We start from the raw sequence: 19,361 nt of genomic DNA on the forward strand, positions 1-19,361 counted from the left end.
TTAATAATCGTCTAAATGACAAATAAAATCGACAAAATGCATACTTAGCTAGTAAAAGAAATAAAATTCTGATAAAAATTAATATATTTTCTATGACTCTTTGGAATAAAGTGTTGTATGGGCAAAAAAAATCCTCAACTACTTAAGTAATTGAGGATTGAAAATTTAGAAGTATAAAAACTATAAACTAACTTTTCTCTTCTTTATTGAAATAAACTAAGTAATAATACATTTGTTTCTCCTCGTCCCAGCCTTTTTCCACATATTTTTCAGCACTTTCAGGGTTGATGAAATCCATTTTAATTTGGATGTGTGTGTCTAAGTTAATAACGTTTTTGATTGATTTTCTAGCGTCAGAAACTGCTGCATTCGCAATAGGAAAAGATGTTACATCCTCAATGCTGTATTTTTCGCCTTTGTCAACTTTGTAGTTTTTAAACTCAGGAATTAAGTCTGGATTGTCTAAAACTTCATTTAGAAAGTTAGTTTCTTCGAACTGATCGTTTTTGGCAAAATAATTTACCGAACGGTTCATAAACATCACTTCTTCTTTTTTGTCTTCGGCGGGAAAAACAACATCTTTCGCAAAGTTCTGACAGAATTTTAAATACTTTTTAGTGATAAAGTTTTCATCCTCAAAAGCATCCACAGATAAGAAATGCTCTAACCAATATCTAGCATCATAGCGGTTGCTGTCAACAGTTAGAATTTTGTATCCTTCTTCCTTTTTGTAATTAAAGATAATACAACCTTTGTCCAGTTTATTCAAACTGACACCTTGTTGCAAAATCATTTCTAAGTGCGTTGCTTTTTCTTCAAACTGCAAAAAATCCGCTTGAATCTCACTCTTGAAAATCCCTATAGCATCCACCACATTATTGTCAATGCTCACGTTCGTTAAATACGTTACGTAAACTTCACCATTCTTGATGTGCGGATGATTGGATTGCTCAAATAAGTGTGAGGTAATTTTTTTCGAAACGTCATGAATTGTACTTGGATTGTCAAAAATTTCTGTTGCAAATTTGAACATATCATTGTAGTCCAAATCAATTTCATGAGCAAACTGAAAATAGTTTTCTTCTTTCTCTCTAAAAGGTTTAAAGAAAAATTCTTTCATCAAAGGAACAATCTCATCATTCAGATTAAAAGGTTGCTCCGATAAAAAAATCGCTTCGTTTCGACTTTTATTACCAACTCTGTGAATTGATAAGTTTTCGATGTGTGTATTATATAAGTTGATCATGTTTTTATTTTTTTAGATAAAAGAACCAAGATGAAAGACAGCAAAAAGGTCTTTTATCTTGGCTCTTGATTCTTAATTGTATAATGCTTTAATTCCAGTTCTCCTCAAATCCATAGTCTTCAAAACTATCATCGCCTTCAAACATATCCAAATCGTCTTCGTCTAATCCGTCTTCAAATTCATCATTGTAGTCATCTGCATTATCTGATTCAAAGTTTTTTTCCATCGCTTCATCCGGCATTTCACCGTGTGAAAAAATGGTTTCCGGATATGTGTTTCCGGCAAGTTGATCTTCAACAGCAGCAAGTTCTACAAGGAACGTCCACATATTGATGAAATCATAAACATAGAGGATTTTAGTATTTTCCTTATCTAAAATATCTGATAATTGGTAATCGCTCATGATTTTTTGCTCGCCTGGAACATCACCGGTATCAAAAAGTGAAATTTCATCTTCTTGATTCCAAGTTTCATCACAAGTATAAAACGAAGCTACTTCCATTCCGTCAAATCCAAAAGAATTAAAAATAGCATTGTGCAAATCTTCTAAAGTATCGTCTTCAAGTATTGCAATGTCTCTAAAAACATCTTCTTCCGCGTCTAGAATCACTCTAAATTTATAAACCATAATCTTTGTTTTTATTGAAAGCTCAAAGGTAAAATTTAATTTTTAGATTTAGATTTCAGATTTTGGATTTGTTGATAAGATTTTTGTGTATGCGTAAACAAGGAATACATCAATATCTAAATATTTTCGAAGAAAAGTAACAAAGCGAATCTTGTTTTAGAACTGAATATGTACCACCTAAGTTAGTGTTTTTGGTCGTTTGGTTTATTTTTAAAAATACTTGCGACTCTTTTTCGGAACTGATGGTATTTTTTATGAGTTGGATATTGTCTGTTTGATGTCATGTTATTTATAACCAATGCTACGGCCAGTAAAATAAGCACACCAGTAAATACAGGAGAAAATACATACCAGTAGCCTAGATTTTTAATTTCGTTTGATCCAGTTACCGCTATCAGTGCGGTTGCGCCGCCGGGTGGGTGCAACGTTTTAGTCATTTGCATAAAAACAATTGAAAGGGAAACAGCAAGTGGAGCGGTTAACCAAACTATATCTGGAACGAATTTATATACTGTAACCCCAATGATAGCTGAAATTAAGTGACCTCCAATAAGATTTCTCGGCTGTGCCAATGGACTTTGGATGACACCGTAAACTAAGACGCTCGATGCTCCAAAGGACCCTATTAAATAAACTACATCAGAGTGTGGCAGCGTTTGAGATTGTAAATAAGCGATTAATCCGATACCTATAAAAGAACCGAGAAAAGCCCAAAAATGTTCTTTGAAATCAACCAAAGTTTCTTTGTACAGGATGTACTTGGTTTTGCGGTAACTCCTTTTTGTTTTGGAAGATGGATACATTTTCAAAAATTGATAAACTACAAGAGTTGTTTTATCTTCGTCGAGGTATTTATTATTTTTCATAAAACTCTATCGGTAAATCATCTGGATCTGCAATAAAGAAAAAACGTTTTTTAGTGTGCTCATCAACACGAATTTCCTCTGAACTGATGTTTTTATTGACTAAAAAATCACGGGTTAATAGAATGTCATTAACTTCAAAAGCTAAATGACGTAATCCTGCCGCCTCAGGTTTTGAAGGGCGTTGAGGAGGATTTTGAAAGGAAAAAATTTCAATGATATAATTTCCGTTTAAGGCTAAATCCAGTTTATAGGATTGTCTTTCTTCCCGGTAAATTTCTTGAATTATTGTGAGTCCTAAAATGTTTGTGTAGAACGTTTTAGATTTTTGATAATCAGAACAAATAATGGCAATGTGGTGAATTTTATTAAGTTGTAGCATTTCTATTATAATGAATAAAGCCTAATCTGTTGATTAGGCTTAGGGTTTTTATTTTTTTGCATCGGAACAAAGTCCCACAATTTCATGGAAAGTGTCGTGTAAGTCTGTAATTGATTTCACAATTGCGGCATCAGATCCATTAGACATTACTAATTTGTGAAGCGCTTTACTTTTAATTTGCAACCGTTCAGCTGAAGCTAAAATAGCATCAGTTCTAAATTCTGCAGGAATATCAGACTTTAATAACATGGCGGCTTTGTTCATCATTTCTTCTGAACGTGCTTTGATTGGTACAAGATTTCCTTCTTCAGCAGGATGAAATGTTTGTGACATTACTTCATGAAATTCTTTTATGGCTGGCCATTTTTCGAAAGTGGATTGTGCGGAAACGGAGTTTGCAACAACAATAAGTGCCAAGACTAGAAATGCTTTGAGATGTTTCATGATGATTTTATAAAGTTTAAATATTTATAACAAAGATAGGAAATTTTAGTTTTTAGGTGTTGTAATTCGGCTTAGGATATTTATTAAACATTTAATTTCCGGATCACTTTTGCCGGATTTCCTACTGCCAAAGAATTGTCAGGAATGTCTTTTGTTACTACTGAACCTGCACCAATTACACAGCCATTTCCAATGGTTATACCCGGACAAATTACTGAATTTCCGCCAATCCAGCAATCATCACCAATGGTTATTGGCAATGCATTTTCCAGCGTTTTCCTCAGTTCAGCATCCAATGGATGTGTTGCGGTGTACAGTTGAACTCCCGGTGCAAAAAAGACATTGGAACCAATAGTGACTTTTGCGCAGTCCAAAACGACACAGTTTACATTGAAATAAACGTTTTCTCCACAACTGATATTATAGCCGTAATCGCAAAAAAATGGGGGTTCAATGTAAAGATTTGCTCCTGCATTAGGAATCAGTTCTTTTAGAATTTCCCGTGCTTTTTTTGTTACTCTGTATTCGGTAACGTTTAATCGGTGGAGTAAATTCTTAGATTTTCGCCTGTCTTTTACTAAAACAGGATCGCCTGCCAAATAATATTCTCCGGCAATCATTTTTTCTTTTTCGGTTATCATATTATATTTTTGTTTTAGCTATTTTATCATGAATTTTTAGTGTTTCTTGCAATGCCGCACTCCCGTACCAAAGAGTTAGTTCCGGTTCCAGAAGTTTCGATTGTACCGCAGGATCTGTCGCCACAAATGTTTTGGCTTCTTCAATACTGCTGGCATTAAAAATATAAATACCTCGATAATTTTTATCATTTTTCATGAAAGGACCTGCCACAACCAGCTTTCCTTCCTCGGCTAATTTACTGATGTTAGCCATGTGTCCTTCAAATAATTTTTTGGTTTCTTCTTTAGTTGCAGTTGTATTGCTACCTGTTTTTAATAAGCAAAAAACATATTGCTTCATACCATACTCATCTGCATTTAGCGATTTTGCCAGTTTTTCATCAAATGCTGATTCCGTTTCTTGAGAAAATAATGCAGTGCTAAAAGAGAACAATAAAAGGAATACGATTGATTTTTTCATTTTTTCAGAATTTGAATGTACACAAATTTAAGGTTTTCATTAATAATATAGAAAATACGTGATTTTAAATTCGAAAGGTATTAGATAAAACAACTCATCCTGTAATTTCAACAGTTCAGTACTAACTTTTTCTTGTTCTGATTTTTGCTATAGATATTTGCTCATTCAAAATCAAACATCATGAAACCATCATTTACTCAGCAATCAAATCATTCGAAAAGAAGCCTTACATCAATTTTTACTTTTGCTATTTTATTATTCAGCCTGACTATTTTTTCACAAAATACAATTTCGGGGAAAGTGGTGGATGAGAAAGGAAAACCAGTTTCAGGCGCTAATGTTTTTATCGAAGGGACTTATGATGGCGCCTCAACTACTGAAATGGGTGATTTTAGTTTTACTACTTTAGCAAAAGGAAATCAAACTTTGGTAGTGAGTTTTCTTATTTATGAAACTTCAAAAACAGTGATTGATGTGGCTACTTTCCAAAATAAAACCATCAAATTACGAGAAAGTGTTACCTCGCTTGATGCCGTTGTGATTACGGCCGGAACATTAGAAGCGGGCGACAAAGCCAGAGTTTCTGTTTTGAAACCATTAGATATTGTAACTACAGCGGGTTCTGCGGGAAATATTATTGCGGCTTTGCAAACGTTACCAGGAACTCAAACGGTAGGCGAGGACGGAAGATTGTTTGTCCGTGGTGGCGAGGCCAATGAAACACAAACTTTTGTAGATGGAATTCGAGTGGCGCAGCCGTATGGCGCAACCACGAATAATTTACCTACACGAGGAAGGTTTTCTCCTTTTCTATTCAGCGGAATATCATTCTCTACGGGAGGTTATTCAGCGGAATATGGCGAAGCGTTATCCAGTGTTTTATTGTTGAATACACAAGATAATCCAGATCAAAATAAAACCGAAATCTCTTTGATGACCGTTGGTTTAGGAATTGGAAATACCCAAAAATGGAAAAAAAGTTCATTGAGCATCAATGCGAATTACCTCAATTTAGCTCCATATCAAGCAGTTATTCCTCAAAACGTGGATTGGAATAGTCCTTTTCAATCGTTGTCAGGAGAAACCGTATATCGCTATAACTTCAATAATGGGATTTTGAAAGTATATGCTGCTTTTGATTCGTCTAAATTTGACATTAATCAGGAAAACATTAATTCGCCAGAGAAAATCAGAGTGGATTTAAATAATAATAATTTCTATTTAAATTCCTCCTACAAAGGCGTTTTTGGGAACAATTGGCAAATTACTTCTGGGTTGAGTTATGGCTACAGCAACAACAAAATAAATTTAGATTCAGATAAAGTGTCGAATGATGAAAATGCAGCTCATTTTAAATTAAAATTAAGAAAAAGCTTTTCAGAAAGAGTGAAACTTTCCTTTGGAGCCGATTATTTTGTGACCCAATTCAATGAAGATTTTAAGGATAATTCTGGTTCGATTTTTACCAATGGGTACGATGCTAACATTGCAGCGGTTTATACCGAAGCTGATATTTTCTTCTCTAAAAAGTGGGCTGCAAAAGTTGGAATAAGGGCTTCCAATAATGATTTGCTGAATGAAACGGCTATTTCTCCCCGAATTTCATTTGCGTATAAAATGGCTAAAAATAGTCAATTTTCATTCGCTTATGGCGATTTTACCCAAGCTCCAAGTGCGGAATACATCAAATATTCCAACAATAATCAGTTTGAAAGCGAAAAAGCTTCGCATTACATTTTAAATTTTCAGTACAATAAAAACGGAAAAACATTTCGTGCTGAAACCTATTACAAAGACTATCGCGATTTAGTAAAATTCGACACCCAAGTGACAGCTTATAATTCGGTTTATGATAATTCCGGTTCTGGTTATGCGAAAGGGTTGGATTTGTTCTGGAGAGATGGAAAATCAATCAAAAACTTAGAATATTGGGTTTCCTATTCGTACATCGACACAGAGCGAAATTATAAAAATTTCAGTTCGCAAGTGACGCCAAGTTTTGTTGCAGATCACAGCTTATCAATCGTTACTAAATACTGGATAAATGATTGGAAATCTCAGATAGGCTTCACTAATTCATACAGTTCCGGAAGGCCTTACAACAATCCAAATGAAACAAAATTCATGAATGGAAAAACTAAATCGTACAACAGTTTGAGTTTCAATTGGGCGTATTTACTGTCGCAACAAAAGATTTTATATTTCTCAGTCTCCAATGTTTTAGGTACTCAAAATGTATTTGGATACGAATACGCCAACAATCCAGACAATGCAGGCTTTTACAACAGAAAAGAAATTATTCCTACAGCCGATCGTTTTTTCTTTGTAGGATTCTTTTGGACGATTAGTAATGATAAAAAAGACAATCAGTTGAGGAATCTTTAAAAGAAGTCATAATGTCTTAAAGTCAAAGGTCTAAAGTCCTTGTAAACGAAAACTCTTTAAACTTTATGACTTTCGACTTTACAACTTTGGACTAAATAACAATTCATCCATCAAATTCTACAGTTCAGTATCAATAAATTTTAAACCAATAAAAACCGAGATACTTTTGAAGTATAAATTATTACAACGTTTCAATCATCAAAAAAATAACCATTTTAAAACAAGAAATCATGACAAAAGTTATCACCACAATCGTATTTTTTATCTGTAGTTTAGTATCGGCTCAAGGGCAATTTGAGCAAGGAATGGGAAAAGCGTTCCAGTTATGGGGCGAAGGAAAAAATACCGAAGCTTCAGATTTATTCGAAAGAATAGCTGCTGCCGAAAAAACAAGTTGGTTGCCTAATTATTACGTTGCATTGGTAAATACGACGACTGCTTTTAGAACGAAAGATAAAGATCAAATGAATTTATTACTTTCGAAAGCACAAAAATCATTGGATATAGAAATGGATAAAAATCCAAATAATGCCGAGTTATTTGTGATGCAAGCGATGATTCATACTGCTTGGATTGCTTTTGACCCAATGACAAACGGACAAAAATTATCCGGAACGGTGATGGAATTGTACGGGAAAGCCCAGGCAATCGCTCCAGAAAATCCAAGAGTTGTTTTTGGTAAGGCCGAATTTGAAATTGGTGGAGCGCAATTTTGGGGAACTGACACAAAACCAATGTGCGCACAAATTGAAAAAGCTATTGGACTTTTTGCTACTTTTAAACCTGAAACACCTTTTTCTCCAAAGTGGGGATTGGACAGAGCTTTAGCAGCACAGAAAAATTGTAAATAGGGAATAGAAATAAGAGAAAGTGAATCAATCTCAAAATCTTTTTCTTAATTATTGTACCTGAATAAATATCAAAATAAAATGAGTAGAATATATAAAGAACTTCAAAGAGCGATAAAATTGACAATCCTAATTTTTGCGGTGATTCAATTAGTCAATGTGGTAATGGGAAGTGAGATTTATTTCGGTAAAAGGTTGCTAGTCAATTTTTTATTTACAATGATGTATACTTTTTCTTTATACGCTGCAAACATGTTTCTTTTTTGGAAATTAGACTCTTATTTTGAAGATAAATTTTCGGTAAAAAGACTAGCACTGGGATTTATAGGTTCGTTTTTAGTTTCATTAGTAGTCATTTTTTTAATGCACGTATTTGAAGTAGTGGTGTATAGTAAAAATTCTTTTGACTATTTCTTGGCTAATGAAAAACCTTCAAGCTATTTAGGGTCGATAATCATCACTTTTTTTGTCACATTATCCATTTACACCATTTCATTTTACAAAGCGTATAATGAAAACAAAGTCAAAGAACAGAAAATTATTGCTGGTACAGCTAACGCGAAATTCGAGAGTTTAAAAAATCAAATTGATCCTCATTTCCTTTTTAATAGTTTGAATGTCTTAAGCTCTTTGATTGAAGAAAATCCAGATAATGCACAACGGTTTACGATTTCATTATCAAAGATTTATCGCTATGTATTGGAACAAAAAGATAAAGAGCTAGTTTCGCTTGAAGAAGAATTGGCTTTCGCCAAAACCTATATGAATTTATTGAAAATGCGTTTCGAAAATAGCTTGTTTTATGAATTACCAACGACAGCTATAAATTCAGAAGCCAAAGTAGTGCCGCTCTCTTTACAGCTTTTATTAGAGAACACGGTAAAGCATAATGTGGTTAGTGAACAAAGGCCATTGCACATTCGGATTTATGTTGAGGGCGATTATCTGGCTGTTCAAAACGATTATCAAAAGAAAGAAGTATTGCAAGAACGTCAAGGTGTTGGTTTGCAGAATATCGTCAACAGATATGGAATTATAACCAACAGGAAAGTCCTGATTGCTCAAAATGAGAAAACATTTACTGTCAAAATACCCATTTTAACTAAACAAATTACAGTTATGGAAACGACTACAGATTACAATGAAGATACGGCTTATTACAGAGCTAAAAAACGAGTGGATGAGCTTAAAGGTTTTTACGGAAACTTGATTTCTTACTGTTGTGTTATTCCGTTTTTAATCTATATCAATTTAACTTTTTCACCACATTTTCAATGGTTTTGGTTTTCTGCAGCCGGATGGGGATTTGGATTGACGATGCATGCTTTAAAGGTTTTTGGTTACAGTTCTAATTGGGAACAAAGAAAAATTCAAGAAATTTTGCGCAAAGAAGAGCAGAAACAAACATGGAAATAAGAATCAGAGCTGTTATAAACGTAAAAAAAATTAAATAAGAAATTATGGAAAATACATATCAAAATGAAGAGCGCTATTTTAAAGCGAAAAAACAAGTGGAAGAAATTAAAGGTTTCTATGGGAATTTAACAGCCTATATTGTCTTTAATATTGCTCTCTTAATTATAAATTTAGTGACATCTCCTGAGCATTTATGGTTTTTTTGGCCTATGTTAGGGTGGGGAATTGGAGTAATTTTTCATGGTATGAAAGTCTTTAATTATATGCCATTTTTTGGTAAAGATTGGGAAGAACAAAAAATCAAAGAGTTTATGGATAAAGAAAATGAGAGAAAAGATACCTGGACGTAAAGTCACAATTCTTCTATTACAATTGAATTGCTTTTTTTAAATAGTAAATGACACTTAATATCATCAAAATGAAAAGAAATTTTAATTCTGGGTTTGAAGGATTTCAGCCAGAAGACAAATACGCTGCAGCCCAACGGGAAGTCAAGCGATTGAAAGGGTTTTATACGCATTTAATAGTATATATAGCCATAAACATAATGATTGTATTCCTCAAAGTTAGAGATTTGGATCCAGGAGAAAGCTATTTCAAAATAGAGAATTTCTTTACTGCATTCTTTTGGGGAATAGGAATAGTGGTACACGGATTTTCTGTTTTTTTGCCCAATTGGATTTTTGGAAGAAACTGGGAAGAGAAAAAAATTAAGGAGTTGATGGAGAAAGAGAAAAGTGAAAAATGGGAGTGAAATAAGTGTTCAGCCATAATTTTCAGTAAACCAAAATAACCTAATAAACGATTCAGTATTAAATGATGACAATAATAATCGAAGACGAAAAACCAGCTGCAAGATTACTACAGCGAAAATTAGAAATACTAAACATTCAAGTAGGAGTGATGTTGCATTCTGTAGAAGAAGCAATTGATTGGTTTTCTAATAATGAACATCCGGAATTGATTTTTCTTGACATTCAGTTGTCGGATGGATTGTCATTTGAAATTTTTGAAAAAATTGAAATTAAAAGCGCCGTGATTTTTACAACGGCTTATGATGAGTATGCATTGCGGGCTTTTAAGTTGAATAGTATCGATTATCTTTTGAAACCTATTGACGAAGATGATTTAGAGATTGCTGTTTCTAAATTTAAAGCGCGTTTACCGAAACAAGAAACGGTACAGTTGGATTTTGAGCAGATTAAAAAAATGCTTTCTAATCCATTTGAAAAAAATCATAAAAAACGATTTACGGTAAAAATAGGGCAACATTTAAAGGTGATTGCTACTGATGAAATCGAGTGTTTTTTTAGCGAAAACAAAGGAACGTATCTGCATACTTTTGACAATAGAAATTATTTGATTGAAACGACTTTGGAGCTTTTGGAACAGGAATTAGATCCAAAAGATTTCTATAGGATAAGCAGAAAATTCATAATTCCACTGAAAGCAATTAAGGAAATTGTAGTCTATAGCAATTCCCGATTAAAGGTTATTTTGCCTTCTTATAAAGAAGACGAAGTGATTGTAAGCAGAGAAAAAGTTTCTGATTTTAAAAATTGGATTGGATAATTTTAGTATAAAAAAAACTGCTTCAAATGCAGGTTCAAAAAATCCTAAAAGGAAATTTTGTACACTAACAATTGAAACAGTTTTAAGTAAGTTTAGGATTTAGAAATTAATCAAATAATGATTTAATTTCTTTTTCTGTCTTGCCTAACTTTTGTTGTAATTTACCCCACATTTCATCTTCTTTTCCTTCCTCGTACAGTAAATCATCATCCGTTAAATCGGCAAATTTCTGTTTAAGTTTTCCTTTCAACTCATTCCAGTTTCCTTCAATCTCTTTTGAATTTGGCATAATATATAAGTTTTAAATTACTATTTGTTCTTTACAAATTTGGGAATTTTAAACTGTAAATATGTTACACAATTCTAGGAAACTATTGTATAATTCCAATGAATTGTATCACTCTGTTTTGATTTAAGTTGATAAATGGAATTTAGATTAAAGTTAAATTAAAACTAAAGGTATTGGGTTTTAAAAAATTGATAATGTGTTTCTTGTGTTTTGCATATAGATTATGTCTATGGTGGTTTTAAACCTTGAAAAACACTTTTCGGATGCCAATTATTACAAAAATTAATACAGTGTAAATTATAAAAAATGGAATGATATATTCTATTAAATCCATAGGTAACATTACCGCAATTATCAATAATTGAAAGCCCAAACCGTAAATTGAAAGTACGGTCATAAACCAGTTTGGAAACGTTTTTACTTTGTATGCTTCTTTGTCAAGTATGTGAATTATTTTGTCAAAAGTACCATAGACAATGGTGTATATCTGGAATAAAATATCTACTGATTTTTGGGTTTCTCCAGGTAAAGCTTTTGGAGATTTATATTCGAAAATTTTACTGGTTGTATCTCCGCCTACTGATTTATTTCTTAAAATCACATAGTAATAATTGTATAAAGTTCCCTGTAATTGGATGCCAATAAAGGCCAAAATAGTAAACCAAAATGATGTTTTTGAAACATAACAAATGGTCATTAAAAACATAAAATTTAAGATGATATCAAATACACTGTCCAAGTATCTTCCGGTATAAGAAGGAGTGTTTTTCAACCTTGCCAGTTCTCCATCGGCAGCATCAATCATTGATTTTAGAATGATAAAAAAACTGGCTAGATAATAACTTCCTTGCAGTATACAGTAAATGGCAATCAATCCTGAAACACCAAAAAGTAAGGTAACATGAATAGGCGTAAACCGAGTGTTTTTTAATTTATTGGCGAGAAATTTTCCAAATGGTCTTCCATAATCTGATAAATCTAAAAATTTATCTTGAGCAGCAAGTTTTGACATTTTAATAATTAGTAAGCAAAAATAGATGTGACAATATAGTCAAAAATGAATGTTTTAATGTTTGTTCCTTTGTGAATATGACTCTAAAACTAGATAAAATTGAACTCCAAAAAGTAAGGTTGCTAGCACGAGATGTAAGGTTTGTGTGCCAAACGGAAAATCAAAATAATACATCGTTATACCAGTAAGAACTTCGACGAGAAGTAAAAACATAACCCAATTTTGTTTGCTCGCATTTAGATTTAATTTCCTATTTATGTAGAATAAATAACCGTTGAGCGCAAACACAAGTATCGAAAAAGATCTGTGAACGTAAAATATAACAGTTGGATTTTGGAGCCACATTACCTCTGGAGCTCCTGTTTTTGAAACAATATCCACTTGTTCTCTAACATCTGTTCCAAGTACAATTTGAACAAGAGTTAGAACTAGCGCTACGAGTAAAAAGGCATTAAATTTGGTATTGTAAGTAACAGGTTTTCTATTTGTTTTTACACTGTAAATCACTATAAGCTGAATGGCAAGTATTAGCAAAGCTGCCAGCATGTGAGTTGTAATTTTATAAGGACTAAGTACAGAGTCTACCACTGTTTTGCCAAGCCATGCCTGGAACGCCATCAATACACAGACTATAAAAGATAAGTAAATAAGGCTCTTTTGTTTTTTTCTATAACCAAAGGAGAGTACCAGTGTTACTATACAAGCTATGCCCGCTAACGCGCCTAGGAGGCGGTTGATGTATTCTACCCAAGTGTGAATGGGATTAAAAATTGCATAATCGTGTTTTTGATAAGGTGTCCAATTGGATGTTTCAAAATTCTCTTTAGCAACAAAATCCTCCTTAGCAACTAATAATGATTCCTCTTTTATGATTACCTGCCCTTTATTATACTCCTTATTTGGTGTAAAAAGAAGCTCTTTTTGGTCTGTTGGCGGAATGTAATACCCAAAACATTTAGGCCAGTCTGGACAGCCCATTCCGGAGCCAGTTAATCGAACAAAGGCACCTGCAAAGATGACTAGATAAACCAAAACGAGAGCTATTTTTGCGGATTTTAGAAAGTATTTTTGCACAGGGGTTTTATTTTTTGTAAAATTATCTCATTTCACTGTAGTAAAAGAGTACACAATAGTTAAACTTTGACTAAACCTAATTTAGATGCTTTTTTTAGCATAAAAGCATAGGCAGCATCATATTCATTTGGGATTTCACCCTCAAGGATTGCTTCTTTAATTGCTTCTTTGATGATACCAATTTCTCTTGATGGTTTAATGTTAAAATGTTCCATAATTTCCTCACCAGATATCGGCGGTTGAAAATTACGTACTTGATCACGCTCTTCTACTTCCACAATTTTTTTTCGAACTATTTCAAAGTTTTTGTGGTACTTTTTAAATTTGTTTGGGTTTTTTGTTGTGATATCAGCTTCGCAGAGTGTCATTAAGTTTTCTACGTCTTCTCCAGCATCAAACACCAAACGCCGCACCGCACTATCTGTTACAGTATCTTGAGAAAGTACTATGGGTCTGGAACTCATCATGACCATTTTTTGAACAAATTTCATTTTATGGTTAAGAGGCATGTGTAAGCGTTCAAATATTTTTTTAGCCATTTTTCCTCCCAGGAATTCATGTCCGTGAAAAGTCCAGCCTTGTTTTTTATTAAAACGTTTTGTTGGAGCTTTTCCTATGTCATGCAACAATGCAGACCAGCGGAGCCAAACGTCATCCGTATTTGGGCAAATATTGTCAACAACCTCAAGCGTATGATAGAAATTATTTTTGTGGGTGTGACCTTCTATTTCTTCAACTTGGTTCAAAGCCGTTAACTCGGGAAGAATAATATCTAAAAGTCCTGTTTTGAACAAATGTAAAAATCCAATTGAAGGTTGATCTGTCGAAAGTATTTTATTCAATTCATCCACAATGCGTTCTCCAGAAATGATTTTGATTCGCTCTGCATTCTTTGTGATGGATTGAAACGAATTTTCTTCTATATCAAAGCCCAATTGGTTCGCAAAACGAATGCCTCTCAACATACGCAACGGATCATCAGAAAAAGTAATATCTGGATCCAAGGGCGTTCTAATTATTTTGTTTTTTAAATCTTCGAGTCCGTTAAAAGGATCTGAAAGCTCTCCAAAATTCTTTTCGTTTAAGGATAAAGCCAACGCATTTATAGTGAAGTCACGACGATTTTGATCGTCTTCAAGGGTTCCGTTTTCTACAACAGGATTCCGACTTTCAAAATGATAGGATTCTTTTCTGGCGCCTACAAACTCAATTTCGGTGTCCTCAAAGCGCAACATCGCTGTTCCGTAGGTTTTGAAAACTTGAACTTTTGGTTTATTAGGAAGTAATTGAGATACTTTTAAAGCCAATTCGATTCCGCTGCCAACGGCAACAATATCAATATCTTTTTTAAAGTCTCTGTTCAAAAGTAAATCTCTAACAAAACCACCAATTACATAACTATCTACGTTAAGTTCTTGAGAAGCTTGAGAGATGACTTTGAAAATTTTATTATTTAAGGCTTCTTTATATGAAGTTTTAATGCTCATTTTAAAAATGTTTAAAGTCTAAAGTCTAAAGTTGCTAAACTGAAAACTGGAAACTGAATACTGCAAACTATTTTCGAATCACTTTCACCTGAGAATCATTCGTTAATTTTATTATTGTCGAAGGTTTTCCGCCAATTTTTTCACGATGCAAATTTACAACATAGTCTACACCTTTTATAATTTCCGGACTAATATCTTTGAAGGCAATAGGAGTGGGTTGGCCTGAAATATTTGCAGATGTCGAAACCAATGGTTTCTTCATCTTTTCCATTAATTTAAAGCAAAAAGGTTCTTTTACAACACGAATTCCTAGTGAGTTTTCTGAAGAGATTATATTGGGAGCTACATTTCTGGGTTTGTCCAATATCAAAGTCGTTGGTTTTTCGGATAAGTCAATGATTTGCCAAGCTACTTCGGGAATGTCTTTGAAAACATTGTACATCATTTTTTCGCCATTCATCAAAACAATCATGCTTTGAGTTTCGGCTCTTTGCTTGAGTTTGTATATTTTGGCAACAGCCTCAGCGTTTGTTGCATCACATCCAATTCCCCAAACGGTGTCAGTAGGATATAAAATGATTCCGCCTTCTTTTATGACTTCGTAGGCTTTGTGAACTTCTTCGTTGATATTTTCCATATTTTTATTTTTGTGGATATTTTAAGTTTCAGTTCAATAAAACTAGTGTAATTTCCAGTGTGTAAAAATACTTCATTTGAGCTTTGCAATCCAAATATATTTCCAGGTTCCTTTTTGAGTGCTTTTACAGTTCCAAATTTTTATAAAAGACACTTTTCATACACTTTCAAATAGTGTGAGGCTGCAACTTTCCAATTGAAACTCGCCGCTCTTTCTTTCATAAGCAATTCCATTTCATTTTGATTGTTGTAGAAATGATTTAAACCGTCAATTAATGTGTTTTTCATATATTCAGGATCAAAATTATCCCAGTAGTATGAATGTTTTCCACCTATTTCTGGCAAAGAAGTTTTATTCGATAAGAATACGGGTTTCCCAAAATGCATTGCTTCTATAGGTGGTAAACCAAAACCTTCGCGAATCGATGGAAAAAGGAAAGCATAGCATTTTGATAAATAAAATTGTTTAGCAATATCGTCAACTTTTCCAGTCAGAAAAACACGATTTTGTAAATTGTTTTCTGCGATAAACTTTGCTATTTCAAATCCATAAGATTTATTGCTGTTTCCTGATATAATTAAATTAAAATCAGTGATATGAATCATCATTTTTACTATGGAAAGAAAGTTTTTTCGTTCCAGAAAGTCACCTATTGAGTATAAAAATGGTTTGTTTAAAGGTATTTTTGATATGAAAGCTGAAGTATCCAAGATCGTTGAAATAGGATTTCCATTATGAATTACATATTCAGGAACATTTGGAACTTTAAAATACTCGTGTGTTTGTTTTTTTGCAAATTCAGAGATATAGGTTATCGCTGTCGATTTTTCCAGTTTAGCAATAAATAATTTGTTTGTTTTGTGATTCATATCAGATGAAATTTCCTCTACAAAGTTTACATCATGTACTGTAAGTAAATATTTATTGACATGGAAAGGTTCAATTTTAGTATTTTGATTGACTGAATGCCATAAATCATTTTTTTTTCGAGTTCTAAAAATACTATGTCTGGATAAATTAGTGTATTTATTGTACTTAAATTTATCTCCAAATTCAGCCTTAAGAATTTCTGGATTTTTAACGTTCAAGGTTAGTTCTAAGTCATTAAACTGCAATTTCGATAATCCCTTAATCAATTCGTAATTAAAAGTTCCTAATCCAGTTGCTTTGTTTTTTAGATTATGTGTTTCGAGGAAAACAGTTTTTGTCATTTTATAGTGTTGAATTTGAGTAAAAGTAGCCCTTAAATTGGATAAATAAAAAGCAATACCTACTTTTGTTTTTAATTATTTTAAATTGATGCAAATAACAATTCACCCTAAATTTCAGGTATACAAGACGAATTTAACTACAATTATTGAAAATTTCAATTCTAGTGGAGAGCTTTTTGGTGATGGAAAACGAAATAAAATTAAACTCTTTGATGTAGACTCTTCAACGATTAATATTAAATCGTTTAAAATCCCTAATATTATTAATCAAGTGGCTTACAAATATTTCAGAAAGTCTAAAGCAAGACGTTCTTATGAATATGCTAACAAATTGCTTGAAAACGGGATTGGAACTCCTCAGCCTATTGCTTATGCTGAAAATTTCAAATTGTCAGGGTTGGAAAAAAGTTTTTACATCAGTGAACACCTGAAAGCAGAACTGACTTTTAGAGAATTAGTGTTGCAACCTGATTATCCCGATCACGAGAATGTTTTAAGACAATTTACCAGATTTACATTTGATTTACATCAAAAAGGAATCGAGTTTTTAGATCATTCACCTGGAAATACATTAATCAAGAAAGAAGCTAACAACGCTTACAGTTTTTACTTAGTGGATTTAAACCGAATGAATTTTCATTCAGAAATGAATTTTGATCTACGTATGAAAAACTTTAACAGGCTTACGCCAAAAACAGAAATGCTGGCTATCATGAGTGATGAATATGCCAAACTTTATGGTAAAAAATACGATGAAGTTTTTGTTAAAATGTGTTTTTATACCAATGATTTTCAGGCAAAATTTCACAGAAAGATTGCTCGAAAAAAGAAATTATTGTTTTGGCGATAGCGATTTTTCGGTATGCCAAAGTTGTTCTAATTCTCGATACCGAGTATAAACTGAATTTGCGTTTAAATAGCAAATAATCAAGCCTTTTTTTCCGTCAAGAAATCCTAATCGCACAATATAATTGAATAAGAAATTGTAAGTTGGATGCAAGAAATGTAATATGATAAAAGGTTTTTCTCTCTTTAAAAATTTCTCCTGAGCCTTAAATTTGCCGTAGCGAATGGTTTTTAATTTGTATTCTTGAAAATTAGAATAGGAGTAATGAATGAGTTTGTTTTTTAGAACCCCTATTTTACCATTCACTTTTAATTTTTCATGTACGAGCCTATCTTTAGTGTAAGCTGCATTATTTTTATTGAAAAGTCTAAATATTTTATCATTTTGATTTCCACTGAAATGCAGTACTTTGTCTTTGAACATAAAAGTTCTGTAAAAAAGAAAAGCCGAATGTGTTTTATTAGTAGTAACAGTGGTTATTATTTCATTTTTTAATGCAGGAGATAGTCTTTCATCTGCGTCCAGAAATAAAATCCAATCATTTTTTGCTTGAGAAATCGCAAAATTCCGTTGCGACGAATAATTTTCAAATGTATTTTGAATGAAACTGACTTTTTCAAATGATTTGCAAATAGCTTCTGTTTTATCCGTACTGAATGAATCGACAACAATAATTTCATCAGCAAAATCCAAATCAGCCAAAAGTGACCTCATTTGATTTTCCTCGTTTAATGTGATTATTAAAACAGAAATGTTAGTGTTGTAATGGTTTGTCATTAATTTTTCGATCTTCTACAAAAATATAGTATTCGGATTAAATTCAATTTTTACTTTAAAAGTTTATTTTAGATGTATTTCTAAAAAAGTATTTAACAAAGGATAAATTAATTTAGGGGTAAATTGTCTGTAAAATGAAACGGTTTCTTTTTTTACGATTTTAGGGGTTTTGCTTTCAAATAAATCGGGTTTAAACTCTTTTAAATGAAGTGAAACATGGTTGATTCCATCTTCGAATGTGGCCCAACCTTTTTTATCAATCCAAGGCGAAAAAATAATAAAAGACGGCTTCTCTAAAGCTTTTGCCATATTTATTGCTCCGCCATCATTACCAATTATCATGTCACAATTGTTCATAATAGCAATAAACTCTCGGATACTTTTACCTAGAACAGAAAAATAAATCTTCTGTTTTGTAGTTTCTTTGCAATTATCGTAAATTGTTTTAGCTTCCTCAATTTGCTTTGGAAAATAATTAAAAAGAATATTGATATTTCCTCTGTCTGCGATAAAATCAACTAATTGCGACATGTATTCCAGGGGATAAGTTTTGTCTGGACTGCTGCCAATTATGCTAATCATAATTGTCTTTTTGGATTGGTCAATTCCGTGCGATTCAAAAAGTGAAGTGGCAAAATCATTTTCTTCTTCCGTAACATAAATACGTGGGAAAGTCTCTAATTCAATAGGAAGATGCAGTGGATCTAAGAGTGCTAATCGTTGTTCGATTATTAATCCCAAATTTGTTTTAGATATTGTTTTCCGTTTCACGGTATCGGTATAAAGAAATTCTCTTCCTTTTTTCCAATACGATATTTTTTGTTTGGCACCAGAAAATAATACGACCAGCCAACTTTCTAATTTAGAATAAGCGTCTATGACAATGTCATATTTTTCTGCGCGAATAGATTTCAGTAACTTATAATGTTCCCATTTGTTTTTTTGATGTTTTTCCTGAAAAAGTATAAGATTATCAAAACTTGTATTTCCTTGTAAAACAGCAATGGTAGATTCGTAAACCATATAATCAATTTGCGCTTTTGGATAAGCTTTTCGCAGATTGTCGCATAAAATGGAGCTTACTAAAACATCACCAATCATTTTTTGTTGAATTACAAGTATTTTCATTTGGAGAAAATTAA

Annotated in this window: 22 protein-coding genes; 7 read left to right on the forward strand and 15 right to left on the reverse strand. The window is 32.7% G+C overall.

The genetic code is table 11. From position 1 onward, the window contains the following. Positions 1-187: 187 nt before the first annotated feature. The 7 genes from ACNQF8_RS09600 to ACNQF8_RS09630 all read right to left on the reverse strand — a co-directional run bounded on the left by ACNQF8_RS09600 (position 188) and on the right by ACNQF8_RS09630 (position 4,664). The gene (locus ACNQF8_RS09600; RefSeq protein ID WP_315211055.1) at positions 188-1,246 is read right to left on the reverse strand and encodes a nucleoid-associated protein; all 1,059 of its coding nucleotides are present in this window, start codon (positions 1,244-1,246) and stop codon (positions 188-190) included. 88 nt (positions 1,247-1,334) lie between these two features. After that, complete coding sequence (locus ACNQF8_RS09605; protein WP_315211056.1) at positions 1,335-1,874, reverse strand: IS1096 element passenger TnpR family protein; 540 nt, start codon at positions 1,872-1,874, stop codon at positions 1,335-1,337. Positions 1,875-2,056: 182 nt separating this feature from the next. After that, positions 2,057-2,677 (reverse strand): HPP family protein, encoded by a 621-nt coding sequence (locus ACNQF8_RS09610; RefSeq protein WP_417952383.1) that lies wholly within the window; start codon positions 2,675-2,677, stop codon positions 2,057-2,059. A gap of 52 nt (positions 2,678-2,729) precedes the next feature. After that, positions 2,730-3,119 carry an SMU1112c/YaeR family gloxylase I-like metalloprotein gene (gloA2, locus tag ACNQF8_RS09615; protein WP_417953335.1) on the reverse strand — a complete coding sequence of 130 codons (390 nt, stop codon included), beginning with the start codon at positions 3,117-3,119 and terminating at the stop codon, positions 2,730-2,732. A 48-nt stretch (positions 3,120-3,167) separates the two neighbouring features. Beyond that, on the reverse strand, positions 3,168-3,563 hold the full coding sequence (locus tag ACNQF8_RS09620) for a hypothetical protein (RefSeq protein ID WP_315211060.1): 396 nt from the start codon (positions 3,561-3,563) through the stop codon (positions 3,168-3,170). An 83-nt stretch (positions 3,564-3,646) separates the two neighbouring features. Then, the gene (locus tag ACNQF8_RS09625; RefSeq protein WP_282715788.1) at positions 3,647-4,204 is read right to left on the reverse strand and encodes a sugar O-acetyltransferase; all 558 of its coding nucleotides are present in this window, start codon (positions 4,202-4,204) and stop codon (positions 3,647-3,649) included. A gap of 1 nt (position 4,205) precedes the next feature. After that, complete coding sequence (locus ACNQF8_RS09630) at positions 4,206-4,664, reverse strand: YciI family protein (RefSeq protein WP_417952281.1); 459 nt, start codon at positions 4,662-4,664, stop codon at positions 4,206-4,208. A 180-nt stretch (positions 4,665-4,844) separates the two neighbouring features. Here ACNQF8_RS09630 and ACNQF8_RS09635 point away from each other — a divergent pair, with 180 nt between their 5' ends. The 6 genes from ACNQF8_RS09635 to ACNQF8_RS09660 all read left to right on the forward strand — a co-directional run bounded on the left by ACNQF8_RS09635 (position 4,845) and on the right by ACNQF8_RS09660 (position 10,885). Beyond that, positions 4,845-7,049 carry a TonB-dependent receptor gene (locus ACNQF8_RS09635; protein ID WP_417953334.1) on the forward strand — a complete coding sequence of 735 codons (2,205 nt, stop codon included), beginning with the start codon at positions 4,845-4,847 and terminating at the stop codon, positions 7,047-7,049. 230 nt (positions 7,050-7,279) lie between these two features. Beyond that, positions 7,280-7,900 carry a hypothetical protein gene (locus ACNQF8_RS09640; RefSeq protein WP_417953332.1) on the forward strand — a complete coding sequence of 207 codons (621 nt, stop codon included), beginning with the start codon at positions 7,280-7,282 and terminating at the stop codon, positions 7,898-7,900. Positions 7,901-7,978: 78 nt separating this feature from the next. Beyond that, positions 7,979-9,313, forward strand: coding sequence for a histidine kinase (locus ACNQF8_RS09645; protein WP_417953331.1), 1,335 nt, complete (start codon positions 7,979-7,981; stop codon positions 9,311-9,313). Between the two features lie 44 nt (positions 9,314-9,357). Beyond that, a complete protein-coding gene (locus tag ACNQF8_RS09650; protein WP_126460425.1) occupies positions 9,358-9,663 on the forward strand; it encodes a 2TM domain-containing protein in 306 nt (101 codons plus the stop codon). Between the two features lie 68 nt (positions 9,664-9,731). Then, on the forward strand, positions 9,732-10,067 hold the full coding sequence (locus ACNQF8_RS09655; protein WP_417953330.1) for a 2TM domain-containing protein: 336 nt from the start codon (positions 9,732-9,734) through the stop codon (positions 10,065-10,067). A gap of 62 nt (positions 10,068-10,129) precedes the next feature. Continuing rightward, the gene (locus tag ACNQF8_RS09660; protein ID WP_417952277.1) at positions 10,130-10,885 is read left to right on the forward strand and encodes a LytR/AlgR family response regulator transcription factor; all 756 of its coding nucleotides are present in this window, start codon (positions 10,130-10,132) and stop codon (positions 10,883-10,885) included. A 106-nt stretch (positions 10,886-10,991) separates the two neighbouring features. Here ACNQF8_RS09660 and ACNQF8_RS09665 read toward each other — a convergent pair whose 3' ends face one another. The 6 genes from ACNQF8_RS09665 to ACNQF8_RS09690 all read right to left on the reverse strand — a co-directional run bounded on the left by ACNQF8_RS09665 (position 10,992) and on the right by ACNQF8_RS09690 (position 16,595). Next, positions 10,992-11,174, reverse strand: a complete 183-nt coding sequence (locus ACNQF8_RS09665; protein WP_091258074.1) for a CsbD family protein — start codon at positions 11,172-11,174, stop codon at positions 10,992-10,994. Positions 11,175-11,412: 238 nt separating this feature from the next. Continuing rightward, positions 11,413-12,186: a CDP-alcohol phosphatidyltransferase family protein gene (locus ACNQF8_RS09670; RefSeq protein WP_315211072.1), complete on the reverse strand. Its 774-nt coding sequence runs from the start codon at positions 12,184-12,186 to the stop codon at positions 11,413-11,415. 54 nt (positions 12,187-12,240) lie between these two features. After that, complete coding sequence (locus ACNQF8_RS09675; protein ID WP_417953329.1) at positions 12,241-13,260, reverse strand: COX15/CtaA family protein; 1,020 nt, start codon at positions 13,258-13,260, stop codon at positions 12,241-12,243. 59 nt (positions 13,261-13,319) lie between these two features. After that, positions 13,320-14,747: a CCA tRNA nucleotidyltransferase gene (locus ACNQF8_RS09680; RefSeq protein ID WP_417952275.1), complete on the reverse strand. Its 1,428-nt coding sequence runs from the start codon at positions 14,745-14,747 to the stop codon at positions 13,320-13,322. Between the two features lie 67 nt (positions 14,748-14,814). Then, a complete protein-coding gene (locus ACNQF8_RS09685; protein WP_417952274.1) occupies positions 14,815-15,384 on the reverse strand; it encodes an L-threonylcarbamoyladenylate synthase in 570 nt (189 codons plus the stop codon). 140 nt (positions 15,385-15,524) lie between these two features. Continuing rightward, positions 15,525-16,595, reverse strand: coding sequence for a glycosyltransferase family 4 protein (locus ACNQF8_RS09690; RefSeq protein WP_417952273.1), 1,071 nt, complete (start codon positions 16,593-16,595; stop codon positions 15,525-15,527). Positions 16,596-16,683: 88 nt separating this feature from the next. On the opposite strand from ACNQF8_RS09690, the gene ACNQF8_RS09695 reads away from it, so the two are divergent. After that, positions 16,684-17,445, forward strand: a complete 762-nt coding sequence (locus tag ACNQF8_RS09695; protein WP_417953328.1) for a lipopolysaccharide kinase InaA family protein — start codon at positions 16,684-16,686, stop codon at positions 17,443-17,445. On the opposite strand, the gene ACNQF8_RS09700 is transcribed toward ACNQF8_RS09695, so the two are convergent. Both ACNQF8_RS09700 and ACNQF8_RS09705 read right to left on the reverse strand, forming a co-directional pair. Further along, positions 17,428-18,219, reverse strand: a complete 792-nt coding sequence (locus ACNQF8_RS09700) for a glycosyltransferase family 2 protein (protein ID WP_417953327.1) — start codon at positions 18,217-18,219, stop codon at positions 17,428-17,430. The genes ACNQF8_RS09695 and ACNQF8_RS09700 overlap by 18 nt on opposite strands. 63 nt (positions 18,220-18,282) lie before the next feature. Then, positions 18,283-19,347: a glycosyltransferase family 9 protein gene (locus ACNQF8_RS09705; RefSeq protein ID WP_417953326.1), complete on the reverse strand. Its 1,065-nt coding sequence runs from the start codon at positions 19,345-19,347 to the stop codon at positions 18,283-18,285. Positions 19,348-19,361: the final 14 nt, after the last annotated feature.

This window comes from Flavobacterium labens (assembly GCF_048286755.1).
In the GTDB taxonomy this organism is placed as follows: domain Bacteria; phylum Bacteroidota; class Bacteroidia; order Flavobacteriales; family Flavobacteriaceae; genus Flavobacterium.

Bases quoted from the DNA above. Each gene is read 5' to 3' on its own strand.
- ACNQF8_RS09650 (WP_126460425.1), top strand. From the start codon at position 9,358: ATGGAAAATACATATCAAAATGAAGAGCGCTATTTTAAAGCGAAAAAA.
- ACNQF8_RS09680 (WP_417952275.1), bottom strand. From the start codon at position 14,747: ATGAGCATTAAAACTTCATATAAAGAAGCCTTAAATAATAAAATTTTC.
- ACNQF8_RS09665 (WP_091258074.1), bottom strand. From the start codon at position 11,174: ATGCCAAATTCAAAAGAGATTGAAGGAAACTGGAATGAGTTGAAAGGA.
- ACNQF8_RS09660 (WP_417952277.1), top strand. From the start codon at position 10,130: ATGATGACAATAATAATCGAAGACGAAAAACCAGCTGCAAGATTACTA.
- ACNQF8_RS09630 (WP_417952281.1), bottom strand. From the start codon at position 4,664: ATGAAAAAATCAATCGTATTCCTTTTATTGTTCTCTTTTAGCACTGCA.
- ACNQF8_RS09610 (WP_417952383.1), bottom strand. From the start codon at position 2,677: ATGTATCCATCTTCCAAAACAAAAAGGAGTTACCGCAAAACCAAGTAC.
- ACNQF8_RS09670 (WP_315211072.1), bottom strand. From the start codon at position 12,186: ATGTCAAAACTTGCTGCTCAAGATAAATTTTTAGATTTATCAGATTAT.
- ACNQF8_RS09690 (WP_417952273.1), bottom strand. From the start codon at position 16,595: ATGACAAAAACTGTTTTCCTCGAAACACATAATCTAAAAAACAAAGCA.
- ACNQF8_RS09695 (WP_417953328.1), top strand. From the start codon at position 16,684: ATGCAAATAACAATTCACCCTAAATTTCAGGTATACAAGACGAATTTA.
- gloA2 (WP_417953335.1), bottom strand. From the start codon at position 3,119: ATGCTACAACTTAATAAAATTCACCACATTGCCATTATTTGTTCTGAT.
- ACNQF8_RS09635 (WP_417953334.1), top strand. From the start codon at position 4,845: ATGAAACCATCATTTACTCAGCAATCAAATCATTCGAAAAGAAGCCTT.
- ACNQF8_RS09605 (WP_315211056.1), bottom strand. From the start codon at position 1,874: ATGGTTTATAAATTTAGAGTGATTCTAGACGCGGAAGAAGATGTTTTT.
- ACNQF8_RS09705 (WP_417953326.1), bottom strand. From the start codon at position 19,347: ATGAAAATACTTGTAATTCAACAAAAAATGATTGGTGATGTTTTAGTA.
- ACNQF8_RS09645 (WP_417953331.1), top strand. From the start codon at position 7,979: ATGAGTAGAATATATAAAGAACTTCAAAGAGCGATAAAATTGACAATC.
- ACNQF8_RS09620 (WP_315211060.1), bottom strand. From the start codon at position 3,563: ATGAAACATCTCAAAGCATTTCTAGTCTTGGCACTTATTGTTGTTGCA.
- ACNQF8_RS09640 (WP_417953332.1), top strand. From the start codon at position 7,280: ATGACAAAAGTTATCACCACAATCGTATTTTTTATCTGTAGTTTAGTA.
- ACNQF8_RS09625 (WP_282715788.1), bottom strand. From the start codon at position 4,204: ATGATAACCGAAAAAGAAAAAATGATTGCCGGAGAATATTATTTGGCA.
- ACNQF8_RS09685 (WP_417952274.1), bottom strand. From the start codon at position 15,384: ATGGAAAATATCAACGAAGAAGTTCACAAAGCCTACGAAGTCATAAAA.
- ACNQF8_RS09600 (WP_315211055.1), bottom strand. From the start codon at position 1,246: ATGATCAACTTATATAATACACACATCGAAAACTTATCAATTCACAGA.
- ACNQF8_RS09655 (WP_417953330.1), top strand. From the start codon at position 9,732: ATGAAAAGAAATTTTAATTCTGGGTTTGAAGGATTTCAGCCAGAAGAC.
- ACNQF8_RS09700 (WP_417953327.1), bottom strand. From the start codon at position 18,219: ATGACAAACCATTACAACACTAACATTTCTGTTTTAATAATCACATTA.